Origin of the sequence: Streptomyces sp. NPDC102462 (assembly GCF_044765425.1) — a bacterium.
In the GTDB taxonomy this organism is placed as follows: Bacteria; Actinomycetota; Actinomycetes; order Streptomycetales; family Streptomycetaceae; genus Streptomyces.
In genome coordinates this window covers 130,983-145,681 of record NZ_JBIWKB010000011.1, presented here as the reverse complement: position 1 = coordinate 145,681, position 14,699 = coordinate 130,983, and the positions used below count along the sequence as shown (strand labels likewise).

Below are 14,699 nucleotides of genomic sequence, written 5' to 3'. Positions count from 1 at the left end.
CAGTGTGCCGGTATCGTGCCCTGGTGCTGACAGTGACCTCGGTGAATGTGAACGGGCTGCGGGCCGCGGCGAAGAAGGGTTTCGTGGCGTGGCTCGCCGCAACCTCCGCGGATGTGCTCTGTCTTCAGGAGGTGCGCGCCGAGCCGCCGCAACTGCCCGAGGATGTGCGGCAGCCGGACGGCTGGCACGTCGTGCACGCCCCGGCCGCCGCCAAGGGGCGCGCGGGCGTCTCCCTGTACACCCGGCGCGAACCCGACCGGGTCCAGGTCGGTTTCGGCTCGGCGGAGTTCGACGCGAGCGGGCGGTACGTCGAGGCCGACCTGCCCGGGGTCACCGTCGCCTCCCTCTATCTGCCCTCCGGGGAGGTGGGCACCGAACGGCAGGACGAGAAGGTCCGCTTCATGGGCGAGTTCCTGGCCTACCTGAAGGTGCTGCGCGCCCGTGCCGCCGCCGACGGCCGTGAGGTCGTCGTCTGCGGCGACTGGAACATCGCCCACCGGAACGCCGACCTCAAGAACTGGCGCGGCAACACCAAGAACTCGGGCTTCCTGCCGGAGGAACGGGAGTGGCTGGGCGGGGTCCTCGATCCCGCCGGCGCCGGTTACGTCGATGTCGTCCGCTCCCTGCACCCCGACGCCGAGGGTCCGTACTCCTGGTGGTCCTACCGCGGCCGTGCCTTCGACAACGACAGCGGATGGCGCATCGACTACCACGTCGCCACGCCGGGGCTCGCGGCCAGGGCCGTCAAGGGCTTCGTGGAGCGGGCGGCCACGCACGCCGAGCGCTGGTCGGACCACGCCCCGGTGACGGTCGTCTACGACCTCTAGCCCGGCCCGCTCCAGGGTCAACCCCGTTTGCGCAGGCGTCGGTCCAGGGCCAGGGAGAACTCCGCCGCCAGGACGCTGCGGGCCAGCGGGCGCAGGCGGTCGACGTCGTCCTCGGGGGCGTGGCGCAGGACCAGTTCGGCGAACATGTCGGCGAGCGCGTCGGCGTGTTCGCGTACGCGCCTGCTCGCGGTCAGCACCTCGGCGAGCGGGATGCCCTCGCGGACCAGGGCGGACGACACGTCCAGCAGGCGGCGGCTGATGTGCACGAGTTCGTCGCCGTCGGTGCCCAGGTAGCCCAGTTCCATGGCGGCGGCCAGGTTCTCCGGGGTGACCTCGCCCTCGAAACGCGCGGCCAGTTCCTCCGGGGTGAGCCGGACCGGCTCCTCCTCGCTGGGTCCTTCGACGCCGAGCAGGTCGGCGACGTCCCGGCCGTGGTCGAACGCCTCGGCCAGCTCGGCGATGCCGCTGAGGGTGTGGCCGCGCTCCAGCAGCGCCGAGATGGTGCGCAGCCGGGCCAGATGGTGGTCGTCGTACCAGGCGATGCGGCCCTCGCGGCGGGGCGGCGGGATCAGCTTGCGTTCGCGGTAGAAGCGCAGGGTGCGCACCGTGATGCCGGCCAGCCGGGCCAGCTCCGCCATGCGGTACTCGCGGGGGCCCTGCCGGTCGCCGCCGTGCCCGTCGCCCCGTCCACCGTCTGCTGCCACATGCGCAGCCTAAGTGCTCCGCTGGACATGCCGCGATGTGCCGTCGGTCGTCTGCGGCGCCGTCGTGGCTGGTCGCTCCCCCAAGTTCTCGGCTTCGCTCGAACAGGGGGGACCCCCACCGCGGCGGAGCCGCATATCGATACAGCCCCACGCCCCTTCGGGGCGCTGCCGAACCGCAGCAAGACCGTACCGTCGGTAACTTCCTTCTCGCGCCCCCTACCCAGCGGTACGCGGCTGCTCTACCCTCCCATTGCGCCAGTGTTCACTGGCGTAATCCATTGCGATGCCTGGAGGCTGCGGAATGGCCGAGCACGAGCATGTGCGGGTGGCGGTGATCGGGTCGGGATTCGGCGGTCTTGGCGCCGCCGTGCGGCTGCGCCGCGAGGGGATCACCGACTTCGTCGTCCTGGAACGGGCGGACAGCGTCGGCGGCGCGTGGCGGGACAACAGCTACCCCGGGTGCGCCTGCGACGTACCGTCCCACCTGTACTCCTTCTCCTTCGCGCTCAACCCCGAGTGGCCGCGCACCTTCTCCGGACAGGAACACATCCGCGCCTACCTGGAGCACGTCGCCGACGTCTTCCGGCTGCGCCCGCACCTGCGCTTCGACTCCGAAGTGAAGCGGGCGACCTGGGACACACAGCGGCTGCGCTGGCACATCGAGACCAGCGCCGGGCCGCTCTTCGCCGATGTCGTCGTCTGCGCCACCGGGCCGCTGTCCGACCCGAAGATCCCCACGATCCCGGGCCTCGACTCCTTCCCGGGCAAGGTCTTCCACTCGGCTCGCTGGGACCACGGCCACGACCTGCGCGGCAAGCGCGTCGCCGTGGTCGGCACGGGCGCCTCCGCGATCCAGATCGTGCCGTCCCTCCAGCCGCTCGTCTCCCGGCTCACCCTCTTCCAGCGCACCCCGCCATGGGTGATGCCGCGCGCCGACCGGGCCATCAGCACAGTGGAACGCCTGCTGCACCGGCGGCTGCCGTTCACCACCCAGGTACGCCGCGGACTGCTGTGGGGCATCCGGGAGGCGCAGGTGCAGGCGTTCACCAAGCACCCGGGCGAACTCGGCCTGGTCGAGCGGCTGGCCAAGCGCAACATCGCCCGCGCCGTCAAGGACCCCGCGCTGCGCGCCAAGCTCACCCCCGACTACCGGATCGGCTGCAAACGGATCCTGCTGTCCAACTCCTACTACCCGGCCCTCGCCCGGCCGAATGTCGACGTGGTGGCCGGCGGGCTGAGCGAGGTCAGGGGCGCCACGGTCCTCGGCGCCGACGGCAGTGCGGCCGAGGTCGACGCGATCGTCTTCGCCACGGGATTCCACGTCACCGACATGCCGATCGCCGAACGGGTCGTCGGGGCCGGGGGCAGGACGCTCGCTGAGTCCTGGAAGGACGGCATGCAGGCGCTGCGCGGGGCCTGCGCGCCCGGCTTCCCCAACTGGCTGACGATCATCGGTCCGAACACCGGACTCGCGAACTCCTCCATGGTCCTGATCATCGAGTCCCAGCTGAACTATCTGGCTGACTTCCTGCGGCAGTTGGACGTCCTCGGCGGGCGGGCCGCCCTCGACGCACGCGCGGGCGCCGTGCGCGCCTGGAACGAGCGGATCCAGGAGCGGTTGAAGCGCACGGTGTGGAACACCGGCGGCTGCACCAGCTGGTACCTGGACGCGAGCGGCCGCAACACCACCGTCTGGCCCGGTACGACGACCGAGTTCCGGCGGGCCACCCGGCGGGTGGACCTCGCCGAGTACGAGGTGCTGCGGGTGCCCGCCCGTGCCGGGGCCCCGGCGGGGGTGGGGGCGTGAGCCGGCTGACGCGGCCGACCGCGGGTCCCTACGCGCCGCCCGCGCCCGCCCGGGAGCTGACGGTCGTCTCCGCCGACGGCGCGCGGCTGCACGCCGAGGTGCACGGCCCCAAGGACGCGCCGCCGGTGGTCCTCGTCCACGGCTGGACCTGCTCGACCGCCCTGTGGGCGGCGCAGATCCGGGACCTGGCGGCGGACCACCGGGTCATCGCGTACGACCAGCGGGGCCACGGGCGCAGCCCGGCGCACCCCGTCTGCTCCACGGGGGCGCTGGCGGACGACCTGGAGGCGGTGCTCGCCCACACGCTCGCGCCCGGCGAACGGGCCGTGATCGCGGGCCACTCCATGGGCGGCATGACCGTGCTGGCGGCGTCCGCGCGGCCCCGCTTCCGCGAGCACGCCGCCGCCGTCCTGCTGTGCAGCACGGGCAGTTCGCGGCTGGTCGCCGAGGCCCGGGTGATACCCCTGCGCGCCGGGCGCGGGCGCACCTGGCTCACGGCGCGCGTCCTCGGCTCGCGCGCCCCGCTCGGACCGGTCACGCCGATGGCCCGGCGGATCCTCAAGTACGCCACGATGGGCGCCGGTTCCGCCCCGGCCATGGTGGAGGCGTGCGCACGGATCGTGCACGCCTGCCCGCGCGGCGCCCGGCACGCCTGGTCGCGGGTGCTGGAACGCCTCGATCTCGACGACGGAGTACCGGAGTTGGCGGTGCCCACGGCGGTGGTCGTGGGCAGTGCCGACCGGCTCACCCCGCCGGTGCACGCGCGGGCCGTCGCCGCCGCGCTGCCGCACTGCACCGGTCTGACCGAACTGCCCGGCCTCGGGCACATGACCCCGCTGGAGGCCCCCGGCCTGATCAGCGGGCGGATCCGGGAACTCGCCACGACCTACGTCCGGCAGACACGGGACACGGCGGGCGCCGGGAGCGCGACCGGCGCCGGGAACAGGGCGGATGCTGTACGGACGGCGGGTGCCGTATGGACGGTGGATGCCGTACGGACGGTGGGCGCCGGAGACACGACAGGCCCCGTGGACGGTGCGGGCGCCGAGGACACGCATGCCAAGGAGGACGCATGAGCAGGGTCGCCCTCGAAGGACAGGTCGCGGTCGTCACCGGAGCGGCGCGCGGCGTCGGCGCACTGCTCGCCCGCAAACTCTCCGCGCACGGCGCGACGGTGGCGCTGGTCGGGCTGGAGGCGGACGCGCTGAGGGACGTCGCCGGGCGGCTGCACGGCCCGGGCGGCCACTGGTATGCCGACGTCACCGACCACGAGGCGATGACCCGGGTCGCAGGCGAGGTCAAGGAACGGTTCGGGAAGGCGGACATCGTCGTCGCCAACGCGGGCGTCGCCACCGGCGGCACCTTCGCCGACTCCGACCCGGACGCCTGGCGGCGGGTGATCGAGGTCAATCTGATCGGCTCGGCGGTGACGGCCCGCGCGTTCCTGCCGCTGCTCACCGAGAGCCGCGGGTATCTGCTGCAGATCGCCTCGCTCGCCGCGATCACCCCGGCGCCGATGATGACGGCGTACTGCGCGTCCAAGTCGGGGGTGGAGGCGTACGCGCACAGCCTGCGCGCCGAGGTCGGCCACCAGGGGGTGCGGGTCGGGGTGGCGTATCTGTCCTGGACCGACACGGACATGGTGCGCGGCGCCGACCAGGACGAGGTCATGCGGGAGTTGCGGCAGCGGCTGCCGTGGCCGGCCAACCGAACCTATCCGCCGGGGCCCGCGGTGGACCGGATCGTCGCCGGGATCGAACGCCGGTCGAGCCATGTGTACGGGCAGTGGTGGCTGCGCGGGATGCAGGGCGTACGCGGCTGGCTGCCGGGGCTCGTCGGGACGGTGGGACAGCGCGAGATGCGGCGGTTCGCGCCCCGGCTCCAGGGGAAGCGCACGGGGCTCGTCGGCGCGGGCGGCCGGGCCGACGAGCAGGAACGTGCTACGCACGGTAACTGATCGACATGCGTTCCGTGTCGGGCCGTGTGAATCTGGTCGGGGCCCACTGAGGGCCCCAACCCCCCTCACCCTTACGGGAGTGAACCCACATGGGTATCAAGGACCAGTTCCAGGACAAGGCCAAGAGCATGCGGGACCAGGCCGAGCAGAACATGCGCGAGAAGGCCGGCCAGCGCGGTCAGCAGAAGTCCGGCAAGCCGCAGTCCGAGCGTGGCCGCCAGAACCCGCGGGACAAGCAGGACACCGAGCGCGAGATGCACGACCGCATGGACCAGGACTACGACGCCTGACGCCACGGTCGGCCATCGGCCCGCAAGGGGCGCCCCGGACGCGGGGCGCCCCTCCGCCTGTCCCCCGCCTGTCTCCCGGTGGGGGGAGTGGTCATGGGCGGGGCGGGAGGGGCGGGCGGGAGCGGTCGGGAATGTCGTTGTGGTCGGGTGGGGTCGCCACGGGCCAGGTGTCCAGCAGGTCCATGGCCAGCCGGATCGCCTCGTCCATCTCGACATGGCGGCCCTCGGCCCAGTCCAGGGGCGTGCGCAGGGCCTCCACGTCCGGGGCGACGCCGTGGTTCTCCACGGACCAGCCGTACGCGTCGAACCAGGCCGCGTTCATCGGCACCGTGATCACCGTGCCGTCGCCAAGCCGGTGCCGTCCGGTGATGCCGACCACGCCGCCCCAGGTGCGCTGCCCGACCACCGGCCCCAGCTTCAGCAGCCGGATGGCGGCCGTGATCATGTCGCCGTCGGAGGAGGTCGCCTCGTCGGCGAGCGCCACGATCGGGCCGCGCGGCGCGTTCGACGCGTACGACACCGGCTGGGCGTCGCGGGTCACGTCCCAGCCGAGGATCGTCCGGGTCAGCTTCTCGACGACGAGTTCGCTGATGTGCCCGCCCGCGTTGCCGCGCACGTCCACCAGGAGCGCGGGCCGGGACACCTCCATGCGCACATCGCGGTTGAACTGGGCCCAGCCGGAGCCGCCCATGTCGGGGATGTGCAGATAGCCGCACCGGCCGCCGCTCAACTCCCGTACCACCTCGCGGCGTTTGGCCACCCAGTCCTGGTAGCGCAGCGGCCGTTCGTCGATCAGCGGGACGACGGCCACCCGCCGCGACCGGTCACCGGGGCCCGCCACGGGGCCGCCGGCGCCGGTCAGTTCGTCCCCGGAGGGGCAGTGGGCGAAGGTCAGCTCCACGGTCGTGCCGCCGGCGCCCGCCAGCAGCGGGTACGGGCCCGCCACCGGGTCCACCGGCCGCCCGTCCACATGCGTGAGCACGGCGCCCTCCCGGATGCCGGTGCCGGCCAGCGGCGAGCGCGCCCGGGAGTCGGAGGAGTCGCCGGGCAGGATCCGCTTGACCGTCCAGTGCCCGTCCCGGCAGACGAAGTTGGCGCCGAGCAGGCCCTGGTAGCGCTGGTAGTGGGGCGGTCCCTCGTTGCGGCGGGCCGGGGTGACATAGGCGTGGGAGGTGCCCAGTTCGCCCAGCACCTCGCGCAGCAGGTCCGCGAAGTCGTCCGGGGAGGCGACGCGTTCGACCAGCGGCCGGTACTGGTCGAGGACCGCCTCCCAGTCGATGCCGCACATCCCCGGGTCCCAGAAGTAGGCCCGGATGAGCCGGCCCGCCTCCTCGAAGGACTGGCGCCACTCGGCGGGCGGGTCGACCTCGTGCAGGATGCGGCGCAGATCGATCCAGACCGTCGTGTCGGCGTCGCCCGGCTCGGTGGACGGTACGGCGCGCAGTTCGTCCTCGTCGACCACGACCAGCCGGGTGCCGTCGCCGCTGACCGTGAACCAGTCCAGATGACCGACGAGTTCGGACCGCTTCGCCTTGGTGATGTTGAAGTGCTCCAGGGTCGGGCGCCCGCTGATGTCGGCCGGGTTGACGAAGGTCTCGCCCAGCGCGCCCGAGATCGGCCAGCGCAGCCAGACCAGGCCGCCGCCCGCCACCGGGTGCAGCGCCGAGTACTTGGAGGCGGTCACCGGGAACGGGGTGACCCGGCTCTCCAGGCCCTCGACCTCGACGGTCACCGCGTTGCCGTCGCCGGGTCCGTCCTCGGTGGGGTCCAGGCCGCCGGCCGCCGGGCGTCCCTCCGGGTTCAGCGCGAACGGGGAGGGGGTGGCGGACGACAGGGGCACCAGGTAGGGGCGGCAGCCGAGCGGGAAGGACAGGTCGCCGGTGTGCACGTCGTACACCGGGTCGAAGCCGCGCCAGGACAGGAACGCCAGATAGCGGCCGTCGCGGGTGAACACCGGGTTCTCGTCCTCGAAGCGGCCGTTGGTGACGTCGACGATCAGCCGGTCCGCCTGTCCGGTGCCGGGGACGCGGGCCATCTTGATCTGCCGCAGTGAGCGTCCGATCCCCGGGTGCGACCAGGTCAGCCAGGTCCCGTCCGGGGCGAACGCCAGGTCCTTCACCGGCCCGTTGACGGACCGGATCAACTCGACGACCCCACCACCCCCACCCCCCGTCCGCACCGCGCCCCCGGAGCCCTCCTCGTCCCGTGAACCCCCGGCGTCCCCCAAGTCCCCCGAACCCGCAGCCGAGTTGCCGGAGCCCCCGAGGTCCCCGTCGCCGCCCGTGTCTTCGGTGGTGTCGATGAGGAGCAGCCGGCCGTCGTGCGCGGCGACGGCGAGGCGTTCGCCCGAGGGGTCCGAGGCCAGTTCCAGGACCCGGCCCAGCCCTCGGGGTGCCAGCCGGCGGGGTGCCTGGTCGCCGCTGGCCCTCGGCAGCCGGGCGATCTCGATCCGGTCCTCGCCCTCGGCGTCCGTGACGTAGGCGATCTGCCCGGTCGAGCCCAGCATCTCCGGCAGCCGGACCCGGACGCCCGGGGTGTCCGCGAGGGTACGGGCCGGGCCGTCGCGGTGGGTGAGCCAGTACAGGCTGCCGCGCACGACGACGGCGCTGGCCCGTCCCGTCTCGTCGACCGAGACGCCGTCCACGTGCTGCGCGGCCGGGACCTGGTAGCGGCGGCGGCCGGCCCGCGGGCCGGACAGCCGCACGTCGAGCCGGCGCGGCACGGCGTGCGGCGACAGGTCGTCGACGAGCCACAGATCGCCCCCGCACTGGTACACCACCCGCGTTCCGTCACTGGCGGCGTGCCGGGCGTAGAAGGCGTCGTGGTCGGAGTGGCGGCGCAGGTCGGAGCCGTCGTACGCGCACGAGTAGAGGTTGCCGACGCCCTCGTGGTCGGAGAGGAAGGCGATCCGGCCGGCCACGAACATCGGGGAGTCCAGATGGCCGCCGAGGTCGGCGAGCAGCCGCCGTCCGTGCAGCCACAGCCGGCCCATGGCGCCGCCCCGGTACCGCTTCCAGCCGGCCGGTTCGTGCGGCGGGGTGCCGGTCAGCAGCAAGGTCCTGCGCTCGTCGGCGATGTCGGCGACCTGGATGTCGCTGACCGGGCCCCAGGGGAGCGTGCGGCCCGGGTCGCCGTCGGTGGAGACCTTGTAGGCCCAGGTGAAGTAGGAGAAGGGCTGGCCGTGGGAGGCGACGGCGAGGATGTCGGACACGCCGTCCGGGCCGGGCGGCGTCCAGCCGCACACCCGGGTGTCGGCGCTGCCCCAGTACGTCAGCTGCCGCCCCGGTCCGCCGTCGACGTCGGCCAGGTGGATCTCGGGTACCAGGCTGTGCCAGGTCGTGTAGGCGATCCGGCGGCCGTCGGGGGAGAAGCGCGGGTGGCCGGTCTTGGCGCGGTCGACGGTGAGCCGCCGGGCGTGGCCGGGGGCGTCGAGGGGGGCCAGCCACAGATCGTCCTCGGCCACGAAGCACAGCAGGTCGCCGCTGAGATGCGGCAGGCGCAGATAGCTCACCTCCCCATGCTTTTCCGCCGTCTGCGCGCGGGCAACTTATGCGGAACTGACGGACGTGACCCAGTGCACGTACGAAACAGTTTCGTTTCGATGGTAGGTGCGCTACATTCGTCTCGTACGAAACCGTGTCGTTCGGAGCAGGAGGATGAGAGGCATGGCTGGGACATCCAGAGGCGCGGCGTCAGTCGCTCCGGTGGAGCCGGTGCTTGCACCGGGGCGTCGCAGTCGGATCACTCCTGAGCGCGAGGCCGAGTTGTACGAGGCCGTGCTCGACCTGCTCCGGGAAGTCGGCTACGACGCCCTCACCATGGACGCCGTGGCCGCCCGCACCCGGTCCAGCAAGGCCACCCTCTACCGCCAGTGGGGCGGCAAGGCCGACCTGGTCGTGAAGGCCATCCGGCACGGCAAGCCGGGCAACATCGAGGACATCGACACCGGATCGCTGCGGGGCGATCTGCACGCCCTGATGGCGGCCGAGGACGACTGCGTGATCGAGCGGAACTCCGCCCTGATGCGTGGCGTCGCCATGGCCATGCACAACAACCCGGACCTGCGCGAGGCGTTCCGCAACCAGCTCGTGGACCCCGAGATGAACGGGTTCCACCAGGTGCTGCAGCGCGCCATCGACCGCGGCGAGGTCCGCCCGGACTGCCCGGCGCTGGAATTCCTGGTGCACATGATGGTCGGCGGCTTCGCCACCCGAGCGCTGCTCGACGACCAGCCACCGACCCGGGCCTTCCTCACCTCGTACGTCGACGCCGTGGTCCTCCCCGCCCTCGGCGTGCCCACCCACTGACCACCTCGCACCTCCCCAGCCCCACCTGACGTCACCGCTCACGTCGTCGGGCCGATCAGCCCTGCCCCACGGGCCGATCACCCCTGCCCTGAACACCCCACGACTGACCGGGAGTACGCCCTCGTGGCCACGTTCCTCTATAAACTGGGCCGGCTCGCCTTCAGGCGACGGCACTTCGTCGCCCTGATCTGGGTGGCGCTGCTGACCCTGGCGGGCGTCGGCGCGGCCAGCGCGCCCGCGGCCGGCAACACCTCCTTCTCCATCCCGGGCACGGAGGCACAGAAGGCCTTCGACCTGCTGGAACAGCGCTTCCCCGGCATGAGCGCCGACGGCGCGACCGCCCGCGTCGTCTTCAAGGCGCCGAACGGCGAGAAGATGACGGACAAGGACAACAAGGCCACCGTCGAGAAGACGGTGAAGGAGCTGGGGGACGGCTCCGAGGTCGCCTCCGTCGCCGACCCGTACAAGGGCAAGGCGGTCAGCAAGGACGGCACCATCGCCTACACGTCCGTGAAGTACAAGGTCTCCGGCATGGAGCTGGAGGACTCCTCGCGCGACGCGCTCAACCAGGCCGCCGAGGACGCGCGGGACGCCGGGCTGACCGTCGAGATCGGCGGTGACGCGCTCAGCGCGACACCGGAGACCGGATCCAGCGAGGTCATCGGCATCGCGGTCGCCGCGGTCGTCCTCGTCATCACCTTCGGCTCCCTGCTCGCGGCCGGGCTTCCGCTGCTGACCGCGCTCATCGGCGTGGGCATCGGCGTCTCCGCCATCACCGCGCTGGCCAGCGTCCTCGACCTGGGCTCCACCACCTCCATCCTGGCGATGATGATCGGCCTCGCCGTCGGCATCGACTACGCGCTGTTCATCCTCTCCCGCTACCGCGCCGAACTCGCCGAGGGCCGCGAGCGCGAGGAGGCCGCGGGGCGGGCCGTCGGCACCGCGGGCTCCGCGGTGGTCTTCGCGGGCCTCACCGTGGTGATCGCCCTGGTCGGCCTGTCCGTCGTCAACATCCCGATGCTGACGAAGATGGGCATCGCGGCCGCCGGCACCGTCGCCGTCGCCGTCCTGATCGCCCTCACCATGATCCCGGCGCTGCTCGGCTACGTGGGCCGCAGGGTCAAGCCGGCCGGCGAGAAGAGCAGGCTGTTCGGCGGCCGGCGCAAGGCCGAGCAGTCGCACCAGGCCGGCCGGCCGAACCTGGGCACCCGCTGGGCGAGCTTCGTCGTGCGCCGCCCGGTCGCCGTCCTGCTGTTGGGCATCGTCGGCCTCGGCGCCGCGGCCGTCCCGGCCGGCTCCCTGGAACTGGGCCTGCCCGACGACGGCTCCCAGCCGACGTCCACCACCCAGCGCCGCGCCTACGACCTGCTCTCCGAGGGCTTCGGGCCCGGCTTCAACGGCCCGCTGATGGTCGTCGTCGACGCCCGCGACAGCGACCGCCCGAAGGCCGCGTTCACCGAGGTCGAGGACCGGATCAAGGGCCTTGAGAACGTCGTCACGGTGGCTCCGGCCGCGCCCAACGAGGCCGGTGACACCGCGACCATCACCGTGATCCCGGACTCCAAGCCGTCCTCGACCAGCACCGAGGACCTGGTGCACGCGATCCGGGACACCGGCGCCGACATCGCCCGGAGCACCGACGCCACGGTGCTGGTCACCGGCTCGACGGCGATGAACATTGACGTCTCGCAGAAGCTGAACGACGCGCTGCTGCCCTATCTGACCCTCGTCGTCGGCCTCGCGTTCCTGCTGCTGATCGTGGTCTTCCGCTCCGTCCTCGTGCCGCTGAAGGCGGCCCTCGGCTTCCTGCTGAGCGTGCTGGCCGCCCTGGGCGCGGTCGTCGCCGTCTTCCAGTGGGGCTGGCTGGCCGGCCTGATGGGCGTCGAGGAGACCGGTCCGGTCATGTCGATGATGCCGATCTTCATGGTCGGTGTGGTCTTCGGCCTCGCCATGGACTACGAGGTGTTCCTGGTGACCCGGATGCGGGAGGCGTACGTCCACGGGGAGAAGCCGAGCCAGGCCGTGGTGACCGGCTTCCGGTACGGTGCCCGGGTCGTCACGGCCGCGGCCGTCATCATGATCGCGGTCTTCGCCGGCTTCATCGGCTCCAGCGAGTCGATGGTGAAGATGATCGGCTTCGGTCTCGCGGTCGCCGTGCTCTTCGACGCCTTCATCGTGCGCATGGCGATCGTGCCCGCGGTGCTCGCCCTGCTCGGCAAGCGGGCCTGGTGGCTGCCCGGCTGGCTGGACCGCCTGCTGCCCAACGTGGACGTCGAGGGCGAGGGCCTGCGCGCCCGGGACGACGACCGGCCCCGGGACGAGGACCGGGAGCTGGTACGCGCCTGACGCGCACCGCCTGACACAGGAACCGGCCGGTGAGGGACCGTGGGGACGGGGCTGCCCTCACCGGCCTTCTGTGTCCCGGGCGACGCGACCGAACCCGTTCGCCCGCCCGTCCCGCGACGCGACCGAACCCGTTCGCCCGCCGCCCGCCCGTCCCGCTACGGTGCACCCATGCCACCGACGACGCCGACAGCCACCCCGGACGCCGAGGGCTCCGGAGCCCACCCCCGGTTCGCCGCCGCCCTGGACGAGCTGGGGCTCGACGACCTGCACACGCGCATCCGGCGCTTCCCGGACGCGACCCGCACCGCCGCCGAGGCCGCCGCCGCGATCGGCTGCGAGCTGAGCCAGATCTGCAAGTCGCTGATCTTCGCTGTGGACGGGGTGCCCGTGCTCGTCCTCATGGACGGGGCGTCCCGGGTGGACGTCGAGCGGGTCCGGGCGGAACTGGACGCCGAATCCGTCACCCGGGCCAAGGCCGAGGTCGTGCGGGAGGCCACCGGGTACGCCATCGGCGGCGTGCCGCCCTTCGGGCACCGGACCCGGACCCGGGTGCTCGCCGATCGCTCGCTGCTCGGCCACGACCTCGTGTGGGCCGCCGCCGGCACCCCGCACACCGTGTTCCCGATGGACCCGAAGACGCTGATCGCCCATGCCGGCGGCACCCTGGTGGACGTACGCGAGCGCACCTCCTGACCGCCGCGGCGGCGCGGGCCCGCGGGCGCGGCGAGCGTCAGTCCGGCTGCTCGTCGGGCACCCAGCGCAGCACGTCGCCGGGCTGGCAGCCGAGGGTGCGGCAGATCGCGTCGAGCGTCGTGAACCGCACCGCCTTCGCGCGTCCGTTCTTCAGTACGGCGATGTTGGCGGGGGTGATCCCGACGGCGGCGGCGAACTCGCCCACCGACAGCTTGCGCCTGGCCAGCTGCACATCGAGGTCCACGATGATGGCCATCAGATCACCTCGGCGATCTCGGTCTGCAGGTCCGTCGCCTTGCGCAGCAGGCTCCGCATGATCACGACGAGCATGGCGAACGCCGTCCCGACCCCGACGCACGCCGTGGCGGCGCCCAGCGCGCCGATCAGCTCCATGCCGTCGTCCGGTGAGGGGATGGAGGCCAGCGCCAGATGCCCGGTGACCCCGGCCGCCAGCAGCGTCGCCACGAGTGAGGCACCGATGACGGTGTCGACCCAACGGAAGGCCAGCGGGGTGAAGATCGCACCGCGCCGGACCATGGCGAGCAGCCGCCACACGGCGACCAGCGCGACCTGCACACAGGCGACGCCGGCGATCGCCACCGTCACATAGGGGGCGGCGAACGGGGCGTACGGCGGGAACCGGTCGACCTCGTCGGCCGCCGTCGTGGGGATGACCACGATCTGGGCGAAGAGGCCGCCTAAGATCGCCGCGGCGATACCGGCCCGGAGGGCGGCTATGAACACACGATGCATATGTCGATTGTCGATCGCTATCGATCGACAATCAATCGACTCCCGTGTGGGTCGCACCGGAGCGGGAATCCGCGAGCAGGACATTCCAGAACAGGAGCACGCATGACCGACAAGCTCACCGTGAGCGTCCTGGGCACGGGCATCATGGGCGCCGCGATGGCCCGCAACATCGCCCGCGCCGGACACGCCGTCCGCGCCTGGAACCGCACCCGGGACAAGGCCCAGCCGCTGGCCTCCGAGGGGGTGCACATCGCCGCCGACCCGGCCGAGGCGGTGCACGGGGCCGACATCGTGCTGACCATGCTGTACGACGGCGACACGGTCCTGGAGGCCATGCGCGAGGCGGCACCCGCGCTGCGCACCGGCGCCGTCTGGGCGCAGTCGACCACGGCCGGCCTCGACTCCGTCGCCGAACTCGCCGCGTTCGCCCGCGAACACGGCCTCGTCTTCTACGACGCCCCGGTCCTCGGCACCCGGCAGCCAGCCGAGTCCGGACAGCTCACCGTGCTGGCCGCAGGACCCGAGGAGCACCGCGCGACGGTCGCGCCCGTCTTCGACGCGATCGGCGTGCGGACCCTGTGGACCGGCGACGACGGGGCCGAGGCCGGCGCGACCCGGCTCAAGCTCGTCACCAACAGCTGGGTCCTCGCGGTCACCGCGGCCGGCGGGGAGGTCGTCGCCCTCGCGCAGGCGCTCGGCGTCGACCCGCACAGCTTCTTCGACCTGATCGCCGAGGGACCGCTCGACATGGGGTACCTGCGGGCCAAGGCGGGGATGATCCTCGACGGGCAGCTGACGCCTGCGCAGTTCGCGGTGACCACCGCCGAGAAGGACGCGCGGCTGATCGTGCGGGCGGCAGAGCGCGGTCACGTACGCCTGGACGTCGCCGCCGCCACCGCGGAACGCCTCGCCCGGGCCGCCGCGCAGGGGCACGGCGACGAGGACATGGCCGCCGCGTACTTCGCGAGCTTCGACGGCGAGCCGGAGTCCTGACGCGGTCCGGCGTGACGTGGCG

At 72.6% G+C, this 14,699-nt stretch carries 13 protein-coding genes; 9 read left to right on the top strand and 4 right to left on the bottom strand.

Features of this window, described 5'->3' with window-relative positions:
* The first annotated feature begins 23 nt into the window (after positions 1–23).
* Positions 24–827 carry an exodeoxyribonuclease III gene (locus tag ACIRFL_RS12905; protein ID WP_404027245.1) on the top strand — a complete coding sequence of 268 codons (804 nt, stop codon included), beginning with the start codon at positions 24–26 and terminating at the stop codon, positions 825–827.
* A 17-nt stretch (positions 828–844) separates the two neighbouring features.
* Here ACIRFL_RS12905 and ACIRFL_RS12900 read toward each other — a convergent pair whose 3' ends face one another.
* The gene (locus ACIRFL_RS12900; protein ID WP_404027345.1) at positions 845–1,465 is read right to left on the bottom strand and encodes a MerR family transcriptional regulator; all 621 of its coding nucleotides are present in this window, start codon (positions 1,463–1,465) and stop codon (positions 845–847) included.
* A 367-nt stretch (positions 1,466–1,832) separates the two neighbouring features.
* Between ACIRFL_RS12900 and ACIRFL_RS12895 the strand changes: the two genes are divergently transcribed.
* The 4 genes from ACIRFL_RS12895 to ACIRFL_RS12880 all read left to right on the top strand — a co-directional run bounded on the left by ACIRFL_RS12895 (position 1,833) and on the right by ACIRFL_RS12880 (position 5,585).
* On the top strand, positions 1,833–3,338 hold the full coding sequence (locus tag ACIRFL_RS12895; RefSeq protein WP_404027243.1) for a flavin-containing monooxygenase: 1,506 nt from the start codon (positions 1,833–1,835) through the stop codon (positions 3,336–3,338).
* Positions 3,335–4,414 carry an alpha/beta fold hydrolase gene (locus ACIRFL_RS12890; RefSeq protein ID WP_404027241.1) on the top strand — a complete coding sequence of 360 codons (1,080 nt, stop codon included), beginning with the start codon at positions 3,335–3,337 and terminating at the stop codon, positions 4,412–4,414. The genes ACIRFL_RS12895 and ACIRFL_RS12890 overlap by 4 nt, the downstream gene beginning before the upstream one ends.
* Positions 4,411–5,295, top strand: coding sequence for an SDR family oxidoreductase (locus ACIRFL_RS12885; RefSeq protein ID WP_404027239.1), 885 nt, complete (start codon positions 4,411–4,413; stop codon positions 5,293–5,295). Before ACIRFL_RS12890 ends, ACIRFL_RS12885 begins: the two co-directional genes overlap by 4 nt.
* A gap of 89 nt (positions 5,296–5,384) precedes the next feature.
* The gene (locus tag ACIRFL_RS12880) at positions 5,385–5,585 is read left to right on the top strand and encodes a hypothetical protein (RefSeq protein ID WP_404027238.1); all 201 of its coding nucleotides are present in this window, start codon (positions 5,385–5,387) and stop codon (positions 5,583–5,585) included.
* A 91-nt stretch (positions 5,586–5,676) separates the two neighbouring features.
* Here the strand turns inward: ACIRFL_RS12880 and ACIRFL_RS12875 are convergent, their stop codons facing one another.
* Positions 5,677–9,096, bottom strand: a complete 3,420-nt coding sequence (locus ACIRFL_RS12875) for a S41 family peptidase (protein ID WP_404027236.1) — start codon at positions 9,094–9,096, stop codon at positions 5,677–5,679.
* Positions 9,097–9,298: 202 nt separating this feature from the next.
* Here ACIRFL_RS12875 and ACIRFL_RS12870 point away from each other — a divergent pair, with 202 nt between their 5' ends.
* From ACIRFL_RS12870 to ACIRFL_RS12860, 3 genes are all read left to right on the top strand, one after another.
* Positions 9,299–9,892 (top strand): TetR/AcrR family transcriptional regulator, encoded by a 594-nt coding sequence (locus ACIRFL_RS12870; RefSeq protein WP_404027235.1) that lies wholly within the window; start codon positions 9,299–9,301, stop codon positions 9,890–9,892.
* 123 nt (positions 9,893–10,015) lie between these two features.
* Positions 10,016–12,238, top strand: a complete 2,223-nt coding sequence (locus tag ACIRFL_RS12865) for an MMPL family transporter (RefSeq protein WP_404027232.1) — start codon at positions 10,016–10,018, stop codon at positions 12,236–12,238.
* A 168-nt stretch (positions 12,239–12,406) separates the two neighbouring features.
* The gene (locus tag ACIRFL_RS12860) at positions 12,407–12,931 is read left to right on the top strand and encodes a YbaK/EbsC family protein (protein WP_404027230.1); all 525 of its coding nucleotides are present in this window, start codon (positions 12,407–12,409) and stop codon (positions 12,929–12,931) included.
* 37 nt (positions 12,932–12,968) lie between these two features.
* Here the strand turns inward: ACIRFL_RS12860 and ACIRFL_RS12855 are convergent, their stop codons facing one another.
* Both ACIRFL_RS12855 and ACIRFL_RS12850 read right to left on the bottom strand, forming a co-directional pair.
* Positions 12,969–13,187 (bottom strand): helix-turn-helix domain-containing protein, encoded by a 219-nt coding sequence (locus ACIRFL_RS12855; RefSeq protein WP_404027228.1) that lies wholly within the window; start codon positions 13,185–13,187, stop codon positions 12,969–12,971.
* Complete coding sequence (locus ACIRFL_RS12850) at positions 13,187–13,684, bottom strand: DUF2975 domain-containing protein (RefSeq protein WP_404027226.1); 498 nt, start codon at positions 13,682–13,684, stop codon at positions 13,187–13,189. The genes ACIRFL_RS12855 and ACIRFL_RS12850 overlap by 1 nt, the downstream gene beginning before the upstream one ends.
* 102 nt (positions 13,685–13,786) lie before the next feature.
* Between ACIRFL_RS12850 and ACIRFL_RS12845 the strand changes: the two genes are divergently transcribed.
* On the top strand, positions 13,787–14,677 hold the full coding sequence (locus ACIRFL_RS12845) for an NAD(P)-dependent oxidoreductase (RefSeq protein WP_404027223.1): 891 nt from the start codon (positions 13,787–13,789) through the stop codon (positions 14,675–14,677).
* Positions 14,678–14,699 lie beyond the last annotated feature (22 nt).